20 protein-coding genes and 1 pseudogene are annotated in these 18,994 nt (G+C 43.0%); 6 read left to right on the top strand and 15 right to left on the bottom strand.

Annotation, left to right across the window (positions count from 1 at the left end):
* From FTU90_RS10855 to FTU90_RS10845, 3 genes and pseudogenes are all read left to right on the top strand, one after another.
* Nucleotides 1–157: pseudogene (locus FTU90_RS10855) on the top strand (IS5/IS1182 family transposase); the annotation flags it as partial.
* Between the two features lie 162 nt (nt 158–319).
* Nucleotides 320–664 (top strand): hypothetical protein, encoded by a 345-nt coding sequence (locus FTU90_RS10850; protein WP_005096643.1) that lies wholly within the window; start codon nt 320–322, stop codon nt 662–664.
* Between the two features lie 347 nt (nt 665–1,011).
* Nucleotides 1,012–2,223, top strand: coding sequence for a YeeE/YedE family protein (locus tag FTU90_RS10845; protein ID WP_180072661.1), 1,212 nt, complete (start codon nt 1,012–1,014; stop codon nt 2,221–2,223).
* A 52-nt stretch (nt 2,224–2,275) separates the two neighbouring features.
* On the opposite strand, the gene FTU90_RS10840 is transcribed toward FTU90_RS10845, so the two are convergent.
* The 3 genes from FTU90_RS10840 to FTU90_RS10830 all read right to left on the bottom strand — a co-directional run bounded on the left by FTU90_RS10840 (nt 2,276) and on the right by FTU90_RS10830 (nt 4,885).
* A complete protein-coding gene (locus FTU90_RS10840) occupies nt 2,276–2,785 on the bottom strand; it encodes a hypothetical protein (protein ID WP_005096639.1) in 510 nt (169 codons plus the stop codon).
* Nucleotides 2,786–2,846: 61 nt separating this feature from the next.
* Nucleotides 2,847–3,626 (bottom strand): TIGR03915 family putative DNA repair protein, encoded by a 780-nt coding sequence (locus tag FTU90_RS10835; protein WP_180072659.1) that lies wholly within the window; start codon nt 3,624–3,626, stop codon nt 2,847–2,849.
* Nucleotides 3,626–4,885, bottom strand: a complete 1,260-nt coding sequence (locus tag FTU90_RS10830; RefSeq protein ID WP_180072669.1) for a putative DNA modification/repair radical SAM protein — start codon at nt 4,883–4,885, stop codon at nt 3,626–3,628. The genes FTU90_RS10835 and FTU90_RS10830 overlap by 1 nt, the downstream gene beginning before the upstream one ends.
* A gap of 206 nt (nt 4,886–5,091) precedes the next feature.
* On the opposite strand from FTU90_RS10830, the gene FTU90_RS10825 reads away from it, so the two are divergent.
* Entirely contained in the window at nt 5,092–6,135 is a 1,044-nt protein-coding gene (locus FTU90_RS10825) for a nitronate monooxygenase family protein (protein WP_180072657.1), read from the top strand.
* A gap of 55 nt (nt 6,136–6,190) precedes the next feature.
* On the opposite strand, the gene FTU90_RS10820 is transcribed toward FTU90_RS10825, so the two are convergent.
* Together FTU90_RS10820 and dusB are read right to left on the bottom strand one after the other, a co-directional pair.
* Nucleotides 6,191–6,868 carry a hypothetical protein gene (locus FTU90_RS10820; RefSeq protein ID WP_100357098.1) on the bottom strand — a complete coding sequence of 226 codons (678 nt, stop codon included), beginning with the start codon at nt 6,866–6,868 and terminating at the stop codon, nt 6,191–6,193.
* A gap of 248 nt (nt 6,869–7,116) precedes the next feature.
* The gene (gene dusB, locus FTU90_RS10815; RefSeq protein WP_034609040.1) at nt 7,117–8,136 is read right to left on the bottom strand and encodes a tRNA dihydrouridine synthase DusB; all 1,020 of its coding nucleotides are present in this window, start codon (nt 8,134–8,136) and stop codon (nt 7,117–7,119) included.
* A gap of 129 nt (nt 8,137–8,265) precedes the next feature.
* On the opposite strand from dusB, the gene FTU90_RS10810 reads away from it, so the two are divergent.
* Both FTU90_RS10810 and FTU90_RS10805 read left to right on the top strand, forming a co-directional pair.
* Nucleotides 8,266–9,861: a tyrosine-type recombinase/integrase gene (locus tag FTU90_RS10810; protein WP_180072653.1), complete on the top strand. Its 1,596-nt coding sequence runs from the start codon at nt 8,266–8,268 to the stop codon at nt 9,859–9,861.
* A gap of 46 nt (nt 9,862–9,907) precedes the next feature.
* Nucleotides 9,908–10,579, top strand: coding sequence for a hypothetical protein (locus tag FTU90_RS10805; RefSeq protein WP_180072651.1), 672 nt, complete (start codon nt 9,908–9,910; stop codon nt 10,577–10,579).
* Nucleotides 10,580–10,781: 202 nt separating this feature from the next.
* Here the strand turns inward: FTU90_RS10805 and FTU90_RS10800 are convergent, their stop codons facing one another.
* From FTU90_RS10800 to FTU90_RS10755, 10 genes are all read right to left on the bottom strand, one after another.
* Nucleotides 10,782–11,156: a hypothetical protein gene (locus FTU90_RS10800; RefSeq protein ID WP_005104376.1), complete on the bottom strand. Its 375-nt coding sequence runs from the start codon at nt 11,154–11,156 to the stop codon at nt 10,782–10,784.
* The gene (locus tag FTU90_RS10795; RefSeq protein ID WP_005171338.1) at nt 11,153–11,728 is read right to left on the bottom strand and encodes a lysozyme; all 576 of its coding nucleotides are present in this window, start codon (nt 11,726–11,728) and stop codon (nt 11,153–11,155) included. Before FTU90_RS10795 ends, FTU90_RS10800 begins: the two co-directional genes overlap by 4 nt.
* The gene (locus tag FTU90_RS10790; protein ID WP_004279633.1) at nt 11,725–12,021 is read right to left on the bottom strand and encodes a hypothetical protein; all 297 of its coding nucleotides are present in this window, start codon (nt 12,019–12,021) and stop codon (nt 11,725–11,727) included. Before FTU90_RS10790 ends, FTU90_RS10795 begins: the two co-directional genes overlap by 4 nt.
* Nucleotides 12,002–12,328, bottom strand: a complete 327-nt coding sequence (locus tag FTU90_RS10785; RefSeq protein WP_004646469.1) for a hypothetical protein — start codon at nt 12,326–12,328, stop codon at nt 12,002–12,004. The genes FTU90_RS10790 and FTU90_RS10785 overlap by 20 nt, the downstream gene beginning before the upstream one ends.
* Before the next feature lie 80 nt (nt 12,329–12,408).
* The gene (locus FTU90_RS10780) at nt 12,409–12,642 is read right to left on the bottom strand and encodes a hypothetical protein (protein WP_180072649.1); all 234 of its coding nucleotides are present in this window, start codon (nt 12,640–12,642) and stop codon (nt 12,409–12,411) included.
* A complete protein-coding gene (locus FTU90_RS10775) occupies nt 12,635–14,722 on the bottom strand; it encodes a hypothetical protein (protein WP_180072647.1) in 2,088 nt (695 codons plus the stop codon). The genes FTU90_RS10780 and FTU90_RS10775 overlap by 8 nt, the downstream gene beginning before the upstream one ends.
* 17 nt (nt 14,723–14,739) lie before the next feature.
* Nucleotides 14,740–15,126, bottom strand: coding sequence for a hypothetical protein (locus FTU90_RS10770; RefSeq protein ID WP_180072646.1), 387 nt, complete (start codon nt 15,124–15,126; stop codon nt 14,740–14,742).
* Nucleotides 15,123–15,407 carry a carboxypeptidase regulatory-like domain-containing protein gene (locus FTU90_RS16120; RefSeq protein ID WP_257222411.1) on the bottom strand — a complete coding sequence of 95 codons (285 nt, stop codon included), beginning with the start codon at nt 15,405–15,407 and terminating at the stop codon, nt 15,123–15,125. Before FTU90_RS16120 ends, FTU90_RS10770 begins: the two co-directional genes overlap by 4 nt.
* On the bottom strand, nt 15,404–16,651 hold the full coding sequence (locus tag FTU90_RS10760; protein WP_180072644.1) for a hypothetical protein: 1,248 nt from the start codon (nt 16,649–16,651) through the stop codon (nt 15,404–15,406). Before FTU90_RS10760 ends, FTU90_RS16120 begins: the two co-directional genes overlap by 4 nt.
* 53 nt (nt 16,652–16,704) lie before the next feature.
* Nucleotides 16,705–18,321, bottom strand: coding sequence for a hypothetical protein (locus tag FTU90_RS10755; protein ID WP_180072642.1), 1,617 nt, complete (start codon nt 18,319–18,321; stop codon nt 16,705–16,707).
* Between the last annotated feature and the right edge of the window lie 673 nt (nt 18,322–18,994).

The following is an 18,994-nucleotide window of genomic DNA, read 5'->3' as shown; positions in this document are numbered from 1 at the left end:
TAAAATCAGACACTTAGTTGAGAATGCATTTTGTAGGTTAAAGCAGTTCAGAGGAATAGCAACACGATATGATAAGCTAAAGTGTAGCTATGAGGGGGCAGTTGCATTAGCTTGTATATTTATTTGGTTACCTTTATCGGGTAAATTCTATACTTGAAATGTCAACAGACCCTAAATAAGTCCTGAGCGAGTTAAAGCAGCATAAGTATTGAAAAAAGTTACAGTTAATCAACAAATTTTGATCTATTTTCTAGCATAAACTTTAAGAAATGACTGTTAAATTAGTTGGCAGCTATACAACAACAAGGGATATTACTCGATGAATAAATTAATGATTGCTTTAGGTTTAGTGGCAACTGTTGCCTTGGTCGGCTGTAACAAAGATAAAGCACCTGAAACCGGGGCAACGACAGGTGAGCATTTAGAAAATGCAGCAGATCAAGCCGGTCATGATATGCAAGATGCAAGCCGTGAAGCTGCGGTAGACACTGAAAGAGCCTTGGATAATGCAGCAGAAAATACAGCTCAAGCAGCTGACGAAGCTGCTGCTGCAACGTCTCGAGCAGCAGATGCTACTGCTGAAGCAGCACGAAAAGCCACTGCGGCCACTGCAGCTGCGGTTGAAGAAGGTGCTGGCAATGTTCGAGAAAAAGCTGAAAACTGATTTTAGCTCTCAGTTTAATGCTTAAAAAGCCTGCGATTCAATTTGCAGGCTTTTTTATGTACTTCATTTGAAAACCCAGAAACTCAAAAATGCTCGATACTGATCTATAGGCATAAAACCATACGATTAAATCTGCAATTTATTTAAGCTGCTTAAGTATAGAGAATTACAGAATAATGAAATGTTCCATTAGATTTATTTTTATAATTCACTCCCATCAATCAGATAAAGTGATAAAACTTATCAACTATAAGAATGACTTAATACTCACTCATTGGCCAAAATGGGCTGCATTTAAGCTGAAATTCAGTAGAATACCAGCCTTTATTTTTAAAATTTAATCTCCCATGTCAGTCATTGCTGCTGCTTCCCAACGGTCGAATATTTCGGTCTGGGTGGCTTTTATTTTACTTGTGATCGGTACAATCGGTGCCTATCAGATCGTTGGCTTAAATCAGGCCTTGTTATTTTTAATCGGTGGTGCGCTAGGCATGACCCTGTACCATGCCTCATTTGGTTTTACCTCGAGTTGGCGCCTCTTTATCAAGGAACGTCGCGGTCGTGGTCTGCGTGCACAAATGATTATGCTCGCTCTAGCAGTATTGTTATTCTTCCCGGCTTTAGGTGCGGGTGAACTGTTTGGCAACCCGGTCACAGGTAACGTCAATCCTGTTTCCATGTCAGTCATGATTGGTGCCTTTATTTTCGGCATCGGCATGCAACTCGGTGGCGGTTGTGCATCGGGTACGCTGTATACCGTGGGTGGTGGTAGTGCACGTATGCTGGTAACACTCTTGTTCTTCTGTATCGGCTCTGTGATTGCAACCTCACACTTAGACTGGTGGTTTGCCCTGCCTCATCTGGAACCTATTTCTCTGGTACAGAGTTTAGGGGTGATGCCTGGATTACTGCTGAGCTTTGTTATTTTTGCACTGATTGCTGCGGCGACTGTTTATTTCGAAAAGAAACGTCATGGTCGTCTGGAAGTAGAACCAAGCAGTGAGCATCAAGGCTGGAAACGCTTTATTCGTGGTCCATGGCCTCTGATTTGGGGCGGGATTATTCTGACCCTGCTCAACTTTGCGACGTTGGCACTTGCAGGTCGTCCTTGGGGCGTGACTTCTGCCCTGGCAGTTTGGGGTGCAAAAGGCGCCACTTTAGTGGGTGTTGATGTAACTGCATGGGATTATTGGCAGAAAGCTGGCAATGCCAAAGCACTTACAGAGTCGTTGTGGTTTGATATTACCTCGATGATGAACTTTGGCATCATGCTCGGTGCTTTGCTGGCAGCCAGTCTGGCAGGTAAGTTTGCCCCGAATTTCAACATTCCGAAACGCTCGCTCATTGCTGCTGTTGTCGGTGGCATCATGCTCGGCTATGGTGCACGCCTGGCTTATGGCTGTAATATTGGTGCGTATTTCAGTGGCATCGCTTCAGGCAGTTTACATGGCTGGTTATGGCTGGTGTTTGCCTTTATCGGTAATGGTATTGGGGTGAAACTTCGTCCAATCTTCTTCCCGGAAGAAAAACCACAAGCTGAAAAAATTACAGGTTGTTAATCATTTAAATTAAAAAGCCCATCTTAATGATGGGCTTTTTTATCTTTAAGATTTAAAGCGCGGCTTTTAAATTACAACCATAACCCATGGTCTGCTGAACCTGACGATAAGTGGTATAGCGATCCAGAATAAAAGTATAGAAGTGATCGGCATTCGAAAAATTGTCTTTTAGATTTTCATTGGCAGCATTCGGCAATTGGATGTCATCGACCAGTTCCAGATTATAATGCCCCAAACGATACATATCGGCAAAATAAGCATTCATCATATCGCAATAGGCAATTTTACTTGGTTTTAATGCCGTACTGCTGACCAAATGACGGTTTAAAGTTTGCAGATTATTCACATCTAAAGGAAACTGGTGTGAGAAAGCAATACTTTCTAGTTTTTTAAATTTCTGAAAATCCTGAGCCAATTGGCTATTGAGTGCATCAAAACGTTGCTGCAATTCCTGCGCTGTCTGAACCTGATATTTGACTGGATCGACGACCGGTTTTTGTGGCTCTTTCGAGCATGCGGTTAATCCAATGAGCAGCGCCAATGACGTTAGCCATACCTTCATATCTATGCACTCAATCTAAATATAAACGCTTATTATGCCTGAAAGATGCCAGATGTACTGTTTAAAGTGTTTTCTCATTCATATAACGCCAGTAGCGTTTCGGTACATATTGAATATGCAGTTTCATATTGTTACGTGTCTGAATATTCACACTATTAAAATAATCTTTCCAGAGCTGATCATACAGCCATTCATCATCATCCAGTTCGATACTGAATGACTGACTGTGCCCAATCTGGATTTGCGGATCGATTGCTTCAGCATTCATCTCGACCTGATGTACCTGCTCTAAATCATAATAAATCCCGTAATTGCGCAGCTCATCATAAATCAGCCAGGATTGATCCTGATAGCGCTCCTGAAAATGTCGGGAAATAATCGGTAGAACATTAAAGTCCGGCTTAACCAGACTCAGGAATAGTCCATCCTTGACCTTTTTAAAGCGTACAAAAGCCTCCATACGGTGCTTTTCCCGTCCGACTTGCTTGGCCCATTGCGACATACCGATAACTGCATGATGACCATAATCTTTATCGACAGGTCGCTGGTTTTTAAATACATAAACCGCGAAATCAAATAGAATCTGAAACGCTGCTTCTTGTTCCGACAGAAAAGTATAGTAAAAAGTACGCAAGCTGCTGGAGGAGACTTTTTGCTTGAGCCCCTGCCAGACCCGCTGTCCATGCTCATCATTAGAGCTAACATAAATAAATTCATCAAACAGGCCATTTTGTGCTTGTGGATTGGCAGTGATGCGGGCATTCAGTTCCTTAAACTCAAAAGCCCGAAATACACAACTGAGCAAGCCGGTCATGCTGCCATCAAAACAGTAACAGGCCATCAGAATGCCAGTCCAAGCTGTGGTGAAAGCTGCTGCTGATATTTAGATTGGCCAGACTGTAAAATTTGCTGACGGATCTGATGCGATTGCTGATCTTTCTTAAATTTTGGCGTATCAGCACAGCGGATAAAATGCTGTGCGCGGTTATATGCCACACCCATGCGTTTTAGCTGATCGATATGAATCTGACCAAAACGGCGTGCCTGTACAATTTTTTTGGCCGAACGTACCCCAATACCCGGTACACGCAAAATTATTTTATAGTCGGCACGGTTAATATCAACTGGAAAAGCTTCAGGATGTCGCAAGGCCCAGCTGAGTTTGGGATCAATATCCAGATCCAGATTCGGATGCTGGTCATCGACAATTTCATCGGCAGAAAATTCATAAAAACGCATTAACCAGTCGGATTGATATAGACGGTTTTCTCTTAACAAAGGCGGCGCTGAACCAACAGCCGGTAAGGCTTTTTCTTCAGGGTTAATCGGAATATAGCCGGAAAAATACACCCGTTTCAGCTTAAATTCCTTGTAATGCCGATCGGCCATTAAAATAATGTCTTGGTCAGTTTCGCTATGTGCGCCTACCACCATCTGTGTGGTTTGTCCGGCAGGTACAAATTTTGGCACCGATTTAATCAATTTGCGTTCATCTTTGAGCTGGATCAGTCGATCCCGCACAATCCCCAAATCTTTTTGTACTTCGGCATGGGTTTTTTCAGGCGCAAATTTCTGTAATCCGGCTTCAGTCGGCATTTCCAGATTAATACTCATGCGGTCTACGTATAGTCCGGCTTCGGTAATGATTTCCTGAGATGCACCCGGAATGGTTTTCAAATGAATATAGCCATTAAAGTTTTCTTCCAGTCGCAGTTTTTTCACCACCTGTAGCATCCGCTCCATGGTGTGATCCGCCGATTTGAAAATGCCCGAGCTTAAAAACAGACCTTCAATATAATTACGGCGGTAAAAGTTCATGGTCAAATCCACCACTTCCTGCACGGTAAATGCTGCTCGCTTGACGTCATTGGAACGGCGCGAAACACAATAAGAGCAATCAAAAATACAGACATTGGAAAATAGAATTTTCAGCAAGGAAACGCAGCGGCCATCTTCGGTATAGCTATGACAAATACCATTGCCGGTATTTCCTACCCCTTTGTCTTTATTTTTACGATTACTTCCACTGGATGAACAGGACACATCATACTTGGCAGCATCGGCTAAAATTTGCAGTTTTTCACGGATACCATCAGACATGAGCTCAGAAAGATTTGACCAAAATGTTATTATAAAGTCTTCAATTGCAGCGCTATAGTTGATCTGTCTGGCTAGCGACATAGCGTGTCGTGAGAAATGTAAATGACAGCTAAGCAAAGTTTAAGTATTTCAAAATAAAATAACCAATATGATTTGCTTAATTTTGAACTCAAGGGCAAAGTAAAAACATAACAAGGAGCAAATCTATGTCTTTATTAGAAAATCTCGGAATTAAACATCCTATTTTCTTGGCGCCGATGGCAGGTGTCTCTACAGCTGAACTTGCAGCTGAAGTGTCCAATCAAGGCGGCTTGGGTTCACTCGGTTTGGGAGCCAGCAGTATCGAGGCAGCACGACAACAGATTTTAAAAACTCAGGAATTGACAGACTGCCCTTTTCAGGTGAATTTTTTCTGTCATGACAGTGTGCCCCTAGATAAAGCTGTCGCGCAGGCATGGATCGCACAGTTTAAAAATAAATTTATTGAATATGGGGCGCAGCCACCCGAGCATTTAAACTGTATTTATCCGAGCTTTAAAGACAATGATGACTTCCTGAATCTGGTGCTGAAAACCAAACCACGGGCGGTCAGTTTTCATTTTGGCATTCCGCATCCGCATCAGATTCAAGCCTTAAAACAGGCAGGAATTTTAACCATGGTTTCTGCGACCAATTTTGCCGAAGCCAAAGCCATTGAAGCTGCCGGAATTGATATTATTATTGCCCAAGGTATTGAAGCCGGTGGTCATCGTGGAATTTTCAGTACCAAATTCGATGCTTCGGTCAAAACCTCTAATCTGGTGAAACTGATCAAACAGCATTGTTCCCTGCCGATTGTGGCCGCAGGCGGGATTATGGACGGCCAACAGGCAAGACAAATGCTGGATTTCGGTGCCGATGCCGTGCAACTTGGCACTGCATTTGTACAGTGCAAATCATCCAATGCCAACGAGGCCTATCGTAAAGCCCTGCTTTCCAAGCCACTCACTCAAGTCAGTGCCAGTATTTCCGGTCGCCCTGCTCGCGGAATCATCAACCACTGGCATATGGACGTCGACACACCAGAACGTCTGGATGTGCCGGCTTATCCTTATACCTATGATCTGGCCAAGCAATTACATGCTGCTGCAGCCAAACAAGACGATCAGGGTTATGGCGCGTTCTGGGCAGGCTCAAATGTGGCACAAATTCGTGAAATGGAAGCGTCTGATCTGATCAATCAGCTGGTGCTGGAAATGAAACATCTCTAAAATTTATCAGCATAAAAAACCTCTCTAATTAGAGAGGTTTTTTATTCAGTCGGACTTAGCGGGTAAGTCGATGCCAGGCATCTTTGACTGCAAACTTGGCTTCTTCCCAATTTAAGCGGGATTCACCTTTCACCTGTTCCCACTTGGTCCGTAGTTCAGGTTCCGCATGATCAAAATCTGTATCACGATCATACATGGCACGGTTTTCATAACCTACGCGATAAGCGCCGCGATAGTCACGATCATAGTCTAGATCGCTGTAGGTATTCCGCGTTTCATTAAAATACGGGCGATTATGATACTCATCGCGCCAGTAATTATCTTCGGCAATCAACTGGTCGGGATGCTGATAATTATCTGCCTCACTTCGAACTTCTGGATGCTGGTAGTTATCTGCCTGTTTTTGGCGATCTGATGTTGCAATATCATTACCGGCAATGCCACCAACCACACCACCGATAATGCCGCCCACCACTGCACCTGGAGGACCACCGACCAGACCTGCAACGGCCCCTACAGCAGCACCACCTACTGTACCCGCACCGGTCGCGGCCAGATTATCTTTGCCTTCATTCATATCTGGCACATTCGGATTATCTTTTTCAGGAGTATTTAAATCCGGACGTGCATTGGCATCAGTAGGATCTATATTTAAGCCTTCGCTGCGTTCTTGTGGCAATTCCGTTGACGTTTTATGGCTAAATTCTGTGACTGGACGATTGGTATTTGTCATTACAGATCTCCCTTGGTGATGACTACAAACAAGAAGGATCACCTCCTGTTCATATTAGATGAATCCATCATAGAACAAGTTTAAGTAAGCAATGTCCAAGTCCTGTCCGGTTTAAGTCAACAAAATGTTGTGCTATGTATTTGACAGGCTGAAGTGTAAACAGCGTGCTAAAATCGACGCGCTCAAGATAAAAAAGGTAGTATTTCTACACAAAACATATTTCTTGATTACCTCCTACTAGCCTGCCATCATTTGGTCTCTAATAAATTGACCTGTTCGACCTGAACATCACTCATGGTTGAGCCATGTTCAAGTAAAGTATTAAAATAATCTTCTACTACACGATATTGATCAGCTGTATTTTCTACCTGATACATGCCCTGACGAAACTCGTTGCTTGAACGCAGACCTTTGGTATACCAGGCAATATGTTTCCGGGAAATTCGGCAACCGGAATACTCGCCATAAAACTCATATAGCTCAGCCAAATGTCCCAATAGAACATCCTTAACTTCTGTAATACTCGGCGCATCCAGATATTGGCCAGTTTTTAAATAATGGGCAATTTCACGAAAAATCCAGGGACGACCTTGTGCTGCACGTCCGATCATGATGGCATCTGCACCGGTATAATCCAGTACATATTTGGCTTTTTCAGGACTGTCGATATCTCCGTTGGCAATCACGGGAATATTCAACATGTCTTTTACATCTTTAATGAGTGAATAGCGGGCGGTATTTAAATACATATCTTCACGGGTACGGCCATGTAAAGCCAGCGCCGCAATTCCGGCATCTTCCGCACGTTTTGCCACCCGCATGATATTTTCATGACCATTTAAATACCCCAGACGGGTTTTTAAAGTTACCGGCACATCGACCGCAGCCACGACGGTATCCAAGATACGGGCAACTAAATCTTCATCCTGTAGCAAGGCTGAACCGGCTAATCGATTGCAGACCTTTTTGGCTGGACAGCCCATATTAATATCAACAATTTGTGCACCATTGGCCACCTGATAACGCGCAGCCTCAGCCAGATCTTGTGGATCTGAACCGGCAATCTGGGCTGAGATAGGTGCCAGCTCCCCATCAAAATTGGCACGGTAGAGACTTTTTTTGCTCATACGCAAAGTTTTGTCTGAGGTCATCATTTCACTGACCGCATGACCTGCACCAAAATACTTGCACAAGGTTCTAAACGGACGGTCAGTCACACCTGCCATGGGGGCCACCCAAAGCTTCCTATCTATTGATCTTCCAAACAATTCTTTAATTACATTGTTTTTGCTCAAAATCTTTAACCTCGTTTAACTTCGTTTAGTCGCTCCGTATTGACTTTTAGTGCCCTTTGATTGCACCCTACTTGCACCCTCATATTTTAATGGTGCAAATTCATGGGCACGGTCACTAAGCGACAAACAAAAGACGGCACAACCCGGTATAGAGCTCAAGTCCGTGTACAACGTCAAGGCTATCCTGAATTTAAGCAATCCAAGACCTTCAGCAAGAAGTCATTAGCTGAGGACTGGATCAAACGCACAGAAGCAGAAATCGAATTGCACCCTGAAAAAATGTTGAATCCGGCGGTGCAAATAAAGCACAAAACGCTTAGGGAATTCATTTTTCAGTATTTGGAAGAAGCGGACAGCTTTGCCAGAACAAAAACTGGAGCACTACAGCACATCGCTAGTTTAGATATTTCTGAGAAGAATATCTATTCTTTAACACGACAAGACTTTTCTGATTACGCAATTATGCGAAGAAAAGGCGATCCAATGAAAGGTACTGATGGTGTAGCACCCGCAACCATATTAAAAGATCTGAGTCATATCAAGGCTGTAATCGTTCATGCAGAGTTTGTATGGGGCGAACCTTTAGAGACTGTAATAATTGAATTTGAAAAAGCCATGATCGGCCTTCAGAAGTCGCGGATCGTGACCAGATCCAAACAGCGTGACCGCTTGCCTACGGCGGAAGAACTTCAAATGCTGACCAACTATTTCTATAAAAGCTGGAAACGGGTCAAGAACTCAACGCCGATGCATCTGATTATGTGGTTTGCACTCTACACTGCCCGCCGTGAAGATGAGCTGTGTTCATTGCGCCTGGATGATTACGATGATCTGAATAGTCAGTGGTTAGTCAGAGATGCTAAAAATCCGAATGGATCCTTGGGTAATCATAAGTATGCTCACATGGAACCAAGAGCCATCAATATGATTGATGAGTTTATGAAGCCAGAAGTCCGGGATCGAATGCTTGCCTTGGGATATGACAAGAATATTTTAATTCCAGTGAATACCCGTACCGTGTCTACATACTTTACCCGGGCGTGTAATGCATGTGGTATTAGTGATTTAAGATTCCATGATTTACGCCATGAGGCTGCAACACGTTATGCAGAAGATGGCTTTACCATTCCCCAGTTGCAGACTATTACCCTTCATGAGTCATGGAATACCTTGAAGCGATATGTGAATCTTAAAAAACGTGGCATTCGATTGGAATTTGAGGAAGCAATCCGTGTTGCAGAAGATAACTATAATAGTTATTACAAGGAATGGAGTAAGAAACAGCGCTACATGGCATTGGTTGATAAGAGTGATGCTTTTGAAGATGAGGGCGTAATTAATGTTGAATTTGATTTCATCAAAAAACATTTAGATCTGTTTATTGAGATCCATCAGAACAATAAATATTTTAAACGTCTGCATGTGAATAAGTTGAATAGTAATAATCCATTCGCCTGGGATAATTCTAATAGTCGATTTGTGGCTCATGATATTCAATTAGCTTGGGAAGACTGGTTTACTGAGAATGGAAAGGTAGATTGGGATGAATTACCGGAAGGAAGTACGCATTTTGGAATTAGGGATCTTACCCTGGTGAAGAAACTTAAAACTCGTACTTATGTGTGGGAAGCATCTATTCAAGGCTGGATAGATAGTTTTGGACAGTATTTGATTGATGATAAGCATGTCGAGAAATAAAAATGATGCAGGATTGGGCTGATATTGTAGATGGGTGGAAGGAGTGATGAGTATATCAAAACTGGCATCTACAGTAATTTTAGCAACATCGCTTGCTACGATACTTCTTTTTACGTTTATTTTTTACCTATATGGCGGGGAGCGCAGTGTACTAGAAGATGCTCTATCAGTGACTGCTAGTTTCTTTGGTGGAATTGCAACTCTCGTGGCTGCTTATATTGCTACGCAATTATTTAATGATTGGAGGGTGGTTAAGCAATATGAAATTAAGCTAGATTATGTGCTCACTATTAAAAAGCAAACAAAAGAACTGATAAGTTTCATAAACTCCAATCGACGCAACTTTGTTGAGTATAAATTTAAAATTAAAAGCCCTAATTTAACAATGCAGGATTTTAATGTGCTTCTGAATGAAATACATGAGATTGAAAGTGAGGTGGTTTTAAGATTAAACCTTATAGGTATTGAAATGAATGAGCTATATTTTTTAAAAACTAAAAATCCGCAAGACCCTATGGCTGTCGAATTAGCGGGAAAAATTAAGTATTTTGGTAAGATTGGGGTTAATAAAGATAACTATCATAATGTTTGGGAAAAAAGACTGACGACTCTTGTTTTTGATGAGTATTTTCAATACCTCACAGATGATTTAACAAGTTTTGTGTATGACAATATCATGACCTGGTATCTTGATGACTTGATACCAGATGTTAATTAACCCCCACTTAAAGAGCCTTCACACAAATCCCCACATTCACATTCGTCGTAATTGAATGAGTTGTGTAAGCCCTCACCTGAGGGCCTTCACAATTGCACCATGACGTGCCTTACAATCGTTATATTTAGCAACCACATCGATAGACCAGACCAAAGCAACCTTACCCTGCCCTGATTCCAGTTTTTGCAAATCAGGACAAGGCTCAAGGAGGTTTGCTGGCACCACTGGCGATAAGTGAGTTGAGTTGCTGCAGGCCGTCATCATCAAAGCAATGGTTGAGATACACAGGACGATCAATGATCTTTTGCACTTCACGTGTAACTGCTTCGACCTGCACACGCTGCTTTGATTTTGTTGATTCATAATCCGCACTCATCTGGTTAATTTGATTTTGTTTTTCAGTTAGAGCCTTGAGATGCTTCTGTTCAATTTCTTGAATTTTGGCTGTGCATTGCTCACTGGCTTTGCGTAGCTTCCCGCTTAAGTGGTTGGTATAGACAATTTGCCCGAGCCATAAAACAAAAAAGACCGCAATTGCGATCCAGTGTTTATATTGCCATAATAGATTTAGAGTCATTTTAAAAATAACTCCATTTCAATTTTCCTGCGATTCACCAGACCTTGCAGGCGTTTGCCACGAGCATTTACCCATAAGCCAAATTGATCAGCTGCCGCCTTATAATTTTTCTCATTCAGCCTTTTGACCAAAGTGGATTCTTCAAATGCGGTAGGTCCAATGTTATAGGCCAATGAAACCAAGGCATCAAACTGATTCTGATTGATCGGAACATTGACTGCGCTATTGACGGTTTGCTCGAATTTTTTCAAGTCATGTTGCATGTAGCTTTTGGCTTGTTCCAGTGTGCAGGTATCCCCTTTTTTGACACGAATACCATTTGGGTATTTTGTGGTGCCATAACCAATGGTCCATACACCCACGCCATCATCGTAAGCATTGAGCCGTAGGCTTTCAAAATTACGGATCAGATCAATACCACTTGGGCTGATATGCATTTCATCCGTAGCGATACCCAGCATACTGGTGACATCATCGTAAGCGGTTGCAATCAGTTTGTCAGCAGCATCAACCTGTTTCTGGGTGAGTTTGCCACCGCTAATCTTTCGCAAGAAATCAAAAATATGTTTCATGGGTTGTCACCATCTTTATCTGTATTAAAAAATTTAGGACGTGCACCACCCTTACCCCAAATATAGAGTTGTCGGGTAAAGAGTGCGAATAAAATACTTACTGTAGTGTAAAAAAGGGTTCCGGCCGGACTTGGCGAATACTCATCTTTAACAAAAAGTGCTGCCCCAAAAAGGATCGACAACACCAATAGAAAATCGATGTGTTTTGGGAGTTGAATTTTTGGATGAAATGCCATGATTGCAAATGAAACTATAAATAATACCAACGCTGTTTTACTTATGATTAGCAGCATCTTCATTCTCCTTTTTGACTAAACCAAGAACTCTTGATCGAGCCAAACTCAGCAATGCTTCAGCTGTACTCTTACCAGCAGCGCCCAGAATGAAACCAAATAGCTCTGGATAGTTACCACTAGCAAGAAATAAACTTGCCGGTTTAGCAAAGACCACACATAAAATGAAGCCAGCAAAGAATCCTATCCAGCGATCCCGAGTCGGCTCCTTGCTTAATAGAAAGCCAAAAGTCGCACCCAGCACACCCGTAAAAAGGATGTGTGAATGGTTCTTTATGCTTTCCAATACTTGACTAAGAAAGTCCATATACATCCCCTTTAGCCATACATCCCCTTAAATTATTGACATTAAAAAAGCACCCGAAGGTGCTGTTATTTTGTTGATCGTTAAACTTCTACTTGTGAATGCTGCCCTGTTGGTGCTGGCCGCAAAATGATTTGGTTTGCAATAAATACCCGGGCACCTAAATTGTAGGCTGTACCAGAAGTACAAAGTACAGGACCAGAGCCTCCATCGATCTGCACCCGGTATTCTGGGTGCTTCACTGAAGTGATGGTACCGATGTATTCAGCATGGGTCGGACTAAGCAGCTTGCGCAGTTCAAATAAAGGATTAGTCACGGCTGATACGCTCCACGGTAATGGTTTCATTCACCTTTTCATGCGAAAAACTTCCACTCACCCCATCAATCACACCCCACCACTGGCCATTAAAGGCAATCGTTTTACCAGGTCGCATCTCGCCAATTTCCTGACTGACCGGAATATCCGAGAAAGTGTGCAGCTCCTGAATATTGGCTTTGACCAGTTCATTTTTGCCGAAACTCGCACCCGATACCACATTAAACAATGGACCAGTGACCGTCTCTAACGGTACATCACCCGAAGTGCCGCGCTGCTGTACTTTCAGACTTTCGCCACTTCGACTATTCACTACGGTGATGGCATTAAAGTCAGCAATGTATTCATCGTTCTTCTTGATGTTTTGCTGCATCACCAGGCTTTCAGACAACAGGATGTCGTAATCATCCACTGTCATCGTATCCCAGTAGCCTTTCTGGTACCGGGGTAGGATGGTCAGTGTATTCCCTGCTTTCTGGCTATAGATAAAGCCACCACCTGCATCAACTACTTGCTTTATTGCATCAATGGGTGCTAGTTCTGCATAACTCAGGCTTTCAATCGGTACAATCCAGCCCAGTTCATCAATCAGCTTCCAGTCCAGGTCAGTACCACCATTCGCTCGATCCAATTCCGCTTGAACCAGCTGCACAGAAGTGCGTTCGTTATCCTGAATAAATGAACGTGGAGCTGCGTATTTATTCGAGTTCAAGGCAGTAAGACTTCTCCCGGGATAAGTGTAGAGAACACTGGCAAAGCGTCGGGTCTCCTCTGGATCTTCGAGCAGAATATGGTGCTCAAATCCATTGATCATGATCTTAAGGATAACAGGCTGACCATTGATTGGTTGCAGCTTGTCTTTTTCCGTATGTGCCACAGTAATGGAATAGGTCCAGCACCATTGCGACCGACTGGTACTATAGGTGCCATCCATGACTTTAATCTTCTCGCCGGTATCTAATCGCTCGGCTATTAGTGTATTCACGATATACCACCAGTTTCTTTTCGGCAGTGCTGGGATACAGTCATCTGCGCCAAAATTTAAAACAACATTGTGTGAATCATTCTCATGACATAGGCAGATAAAATTGAGATCTGTGCTGCCTTCATATTTAGGTATTTCAGGCTTTGGCAAAGGTTGAACCGGATGCTTGCGATAATGAATCGCTTTGGCCTGATCCCAAGGCAAATCCGACTTGGTGACAATCTCAAGACTTTTATCCCATTCAAATGAGAAGCGGTGTTCAAAGACTTGAGCTACGTCATGTGAATAGGTCAAGGTCTTACGCTTGCGGATCATCTCCTGCCAGACTGTTTGCCGGTTATGACGCAGTTTGATTGTTTCTTCATGCAAGTAGCGCTGATGGATAAAGCGCTTATCACCTTCTTCCCAAACCACATACGCATCCAAACTTAAACCGGTTGCTTGCTCATGAAAGGATCTAATCGCCCGGGTTAATGACCCTGCCTGCTCATACTGGATATTTTCCTGATTAGAAATTACCAAGCCTTGCTCATAAAAAAGAGCCTCATTCGAGACTCTTAATACTGGTTTGGCCCACGGTATTTCTGTGGTGCTCAGGCATGCAATCGCTTTCTGATATCGCATATCAAAACCATAAGACACACCAACCAGATGATTGATATCAAATAGCGCTTCAATTTCAAATGAAAACCCAATATCCAATACCGTATCAATAGTGCACAGGTTTTCAACAAATACGGCTTCGATATCAAAACTAAAACTGGTATCTAAAACAGTATCGATCAGACCAACAGCGTCAGTGTTTTCACTAAATACAGCAACCACATCAAAGCTGAATTCAGTGTCGAGTACCGTGTCTATGACTGCAGTATTTACACCACTATCCGCATAGACTGCAGTGACCTCAAATGCAAACTCAGTATCAAGCACTGTATCGATTACAGCTGAAACGTCATCACCGAAATTGAGATTAGTCGAACCGTCGGCTAGATGCTCAAAGTTCAGAATAATATTATGGCTATCAGTATTATCAGGCTTAAAGTTTAAGTTTAGGTTGTGAGCATCAACGGTGCCGAGCTTATTTTTAAAATCCACATGAGCACCCTTTTATTTTAAGGTCTGAGTTTTATCGAAGTGATGGATAGTGTGCCACCCAATGCAAGATTGGTATTCGCCAAGCTAATATCGGTACCTACGGTCAGATCGGCAGCCACTTCGCCAGCACCGTTAAAAATACGTGCCCATGTAGTGGTTCCTGCTTTGATTACGGTAGCGGTATCAGTTGGTTGTAGCTCCACATAACTGGCGGTAATTTCTTTAATGCATGGCTCGGGAAATGTTAGTGTTACCAAGGCATTATTTTGATCTGCAGTAATAGCAGGACTGGAAGGCTGCACACCCTCATAAAAAATAACGGCAGCACTTTGACTGCCGCTATCCATGAAATTTGCAAAGGCTTGAATCATGGCAAGCTGTGCGTTGATTGATGTTTTGCTCATTTAGGCACCACATTGTCTTGAATGACTGCATTGAATTGAGTAGCTGGATGGTGGGCAACAATAAAAAAACGTATTTTCATTAACTGTGAGAATCTATAATTTCCCGCGCTATCTGTTGCAATATCAGCAACCAATAAGCCACTTAGTTTTTCAAAAAGTCGAACTCGGCATGGGATACCCCCTCCCACCTCCTTAATTGTGCCACGGATTTCCAAGCCGACGCCCGATGACCTTGTTGCCGTCGATCCTGTGAGAGCTAAAATAGGCTTAAAATTATTCATAAATCCCCCACTTTAATTACAATTTCACCAAAATTGCTGCTCTCAACTTCCACAAGATGCGCTATAAAAATTTCATTATTTTTTGTGAAAAGCACCTTATGTGGAATTGGCTCAACCCTATAAACCCAATGAATGAGTGGCAATCTTCCTCGAAATATATTTTCATTAATAAAAACTGGTGAGAAGAGCACGTCATCTGTAGCTACTGCTAAATAGTTTGCGGCACCAGAGCTAAGGGCTCCTTGCCCTTTAATGCTTAATGCCTCGCAGTTTGCCTCGGCAGGCTTAGCTTCTTGCAAATAATTACGTTGCAAAAGCAACTTTGCATTTACCCCATTTGATACACCGCCCGTGTATGATCCTCTATACGCAGTATTCCCGACCCCGATCGAACGGTATGTGGATATTAAAAAATTGTTACTAATATCAGCCACTAGAACTCGCTCAAAACACCCAAAGCCATAAAGTATGGCATGGTTTCGCGACTGCACATGGCTGGGCAGGATATAAAAGAAATCACCATTCCCTACTAATAACCATTGCTTAATACTGGTCGTTGGTGGTGATGAATCACCTGAGTTGATTGCATTGCTTGCATAATACCATTTTGACCAACCATTAATAGCTGATGATCCAGTACCTACACCAATCCAATTCTTGTTTGGATTTACAGCGTCAAATGGTGCTTGCACACCCAACATCGTATCAATATCAGTCATATCTTCTACAATGCCGACTTTTGCATATTTCGCATAATTTGCTGTATACGCAGGATCAAGCTCATCGACAACACGTAAAAATGGTCGGCTTGGTAATAACGTATTTTTGGATCGGTATGCCCCTTTTCCACCTGTTGCACTTGTACTACTAAAAGGTTTTTCCCATCCCAGTGAAGGTAATGATGCTGTGATTGTACCTGTGGCAGTAGTTGCACTCGGCCCTGCTGCAAGCTCAAACGTGACACTTTGTGTATTTGGCACAGTTAAAATTCGATGCTCACCATTAAACTCTGACTGGTTTGCTCCTGTGATTTTAATCACTTGATACTGCATTAAATTATGAGCTGAGCTGAACAATGCCGTGACTGTGGTGCCTGTCGCTGTAAGTGATGACACTGTGCCAATATTGATACCATTTATCAGGCAGGCATCTAGCACATTAATCATCGAGCCATAAGCATTTTGCAGTTGTGGTGCATTGTTATTGGTATGCACATAAAATTTGATATCTGTACTTGCGACCATTTTTATTTATCCATAAAAAAGACCGCATAAAGCGGCCATATTTGATTGAAATTTTAAACAACCCGATCAATATCACCACGCAGCATGATCTGGAACTGATCCGAAATAACAGTAGGCTCGGATTGCTTCACGGTGCGAATTACCCAGACTGGAAAGTTTGCAGCCACGGTGTTGAAGCGCAGGACGTTACCATTTGCCCAGCCAGCCCCCCAGCCTTCCTTTTTAATTATGAAGTATGGCACACCTGTTACCGGGTTAATCGGTGCATAGTCTGCATTGGTTGTACCAGTACCAATCTGGCCGGAATACTCACCAACGCAGCGGAATGACTGCGCATCGGTGAAGATCAATGCCCAGCGTTCTTGAATAGCGCCTTTATTGGTGACCTGAAGTGGATAAAGTGAGTCGTTATAGTTGGCTAGAATTCCTGAAATTGGTTCATCTGCCCAGGCATTACTCCACGAACCTTGCACAAACTTGCGTGTGTAACGCGCCTGCATGTCACCAATTACCAAAGCAGAACCAATTATAGTATCGACAGCATCATAGTTATGCGTTAAAGGCTTGGTGAACGTCAGCTGGCCATTGATCTGCACATCACGAATCAAACCCATATCCTGATAGCGGTATTTGACTGTGAGTGGTGCAACCAGATTACCTAGGACGAAGTCACCGCCCAATGTTACGCGGCCATAGTCATAATCGACTGTGTACAAATCGAAAGCGACTTTCGTTCCGTTGGTATCTTCAAGTTCAGCCCATGAAATACGCTGGTCACTCAGATCGTATGTAGTTCCAGCAATCGCACTTGGCAGCTCTTGCGCTTTGCTTGAACTGACGATTCCAATACCGCCAACCCGGAAGATTGGCACCCGACCATCGATCGGCAAGCGTGTAGCAGACAGACCTAGAATTTCAGAATCTAGCGGAATGTAGGTGTAAGCCACTGCGTTATAGCGTACGGATGAAGCATCCACCCAGACTGGAACATTGATATATCGTCCATCTAAGTCATCATATTCAAGCAGCGGGTCATACCAGTCCTTGGCCTCAATCTCTGCTCGATTGGCCTCAGTGATTTTGGTTTTGGTGTAGAAGTAAATCGTCACAAAGCCATTATCCCAATTGACCTGACCATGCGCCCGGCTGGTTTCGATCACCCCATTTTCATCAGCCGTTAATGTGAGCTGACCAAATTCAATGGTACCCACAACCACAGTTAAGGATTGTGGCCGGATCGGAATGATTGGTGTTCTAAAGCTGATCTTATTGATTGGCGGTAGATCGGTTGTGGTAATCAAGGACTCCAGTGTTAATGAGTTGGTTTGCCCTGGTGTCCATGAGCTCAGTTCAATTTCACCAGTGCCAAGGCGAATTAAACCCGATTGAATACCACTACCATTGCTCGGATTGATATCACGATAAATCAAACCATCTCGATCAATGAAGGTGCTGTCGCCGAGTTTAAAGCGCACCGATCCGGATAAAATCTGCTCACTAAAGCCATAGGTGAGATCAAATTTCATTGCATCTGCTTGCACAGTTTCGGTTGAGCTATTGGTACCCGATGTATCTCGATAATGCGCCTTAATCCCAGTAGTTTCGCTATAGGCTTTATATGTTGTACTTGAAAGCACCACATTACTTGGTTGCGACTGATAAATTGTCATAATTTCACCTATTATGCTGAAACATAGCCAACCCACGGGTTGACTTGCATTTTGTATTGCGTTACAGCGGTTCCGGTTACTGATGGGATTGCTGATGAGGACCCAGAACTGCTACTAGAGTCAATTTTAACGGTCGCGGCAGTTGCACTATTTACCACTGGCTTAACCTCCTCTTTTTCATAGAAGTAGCCTGTAACGACACTTGGGGTCATCACCACAGCACCAGTTGTGTAATTGATTGTGCCCTGTGTTGTACCAAAGCCGTCCTTCAGGTTCCCAAGACCATCATCCACAACAACCAGTGTGACTTGATCGCCTAGATTTGAAGTTAATGGAATCTCTAGCATCACAGAGTTTGGCTGCAATTCATTGCCGGTTCCTACGGTAAAATTGATCTGTTGACTTGCGTTTGGAATAACTGGCGGTACCGCCTGCTCTTTCTTGTCTCCATAATCGTAAGTGATGGTAAACACCACACCTTTTTGCGGTAACTCATTTGGAATGATTTCACCAATACCCAGAGCACTATTCACAAAACCAGTTGCATCACCAGTTAAATTTCCCATTGCATTCGATGTTGCTGACTTGACCACACCATTTAGCATCCAGCTGATCGTCAGGCTATTTGCTGCCACTGCCTGATGATCCAGTTCAAATGGAATTTTTGCAGGCA

It is taken from the genome of Acinetobacter sp. YH12200, assembly GCF_013418175.1.
GTDB classification, from domain to species: domain Bacteria; phylum Pseudomonadota; class Gammaproteobacteria; order Pseudomonadales; family Moraxellaceae; genus Acinetobacter; species Acinetobacter pseudolwoffii.
The sequence above is the reverse complement of the archived record's forward strand: the minus strand, read 5'-3'. Positions and strand labels throughout refer to the sequence as shown.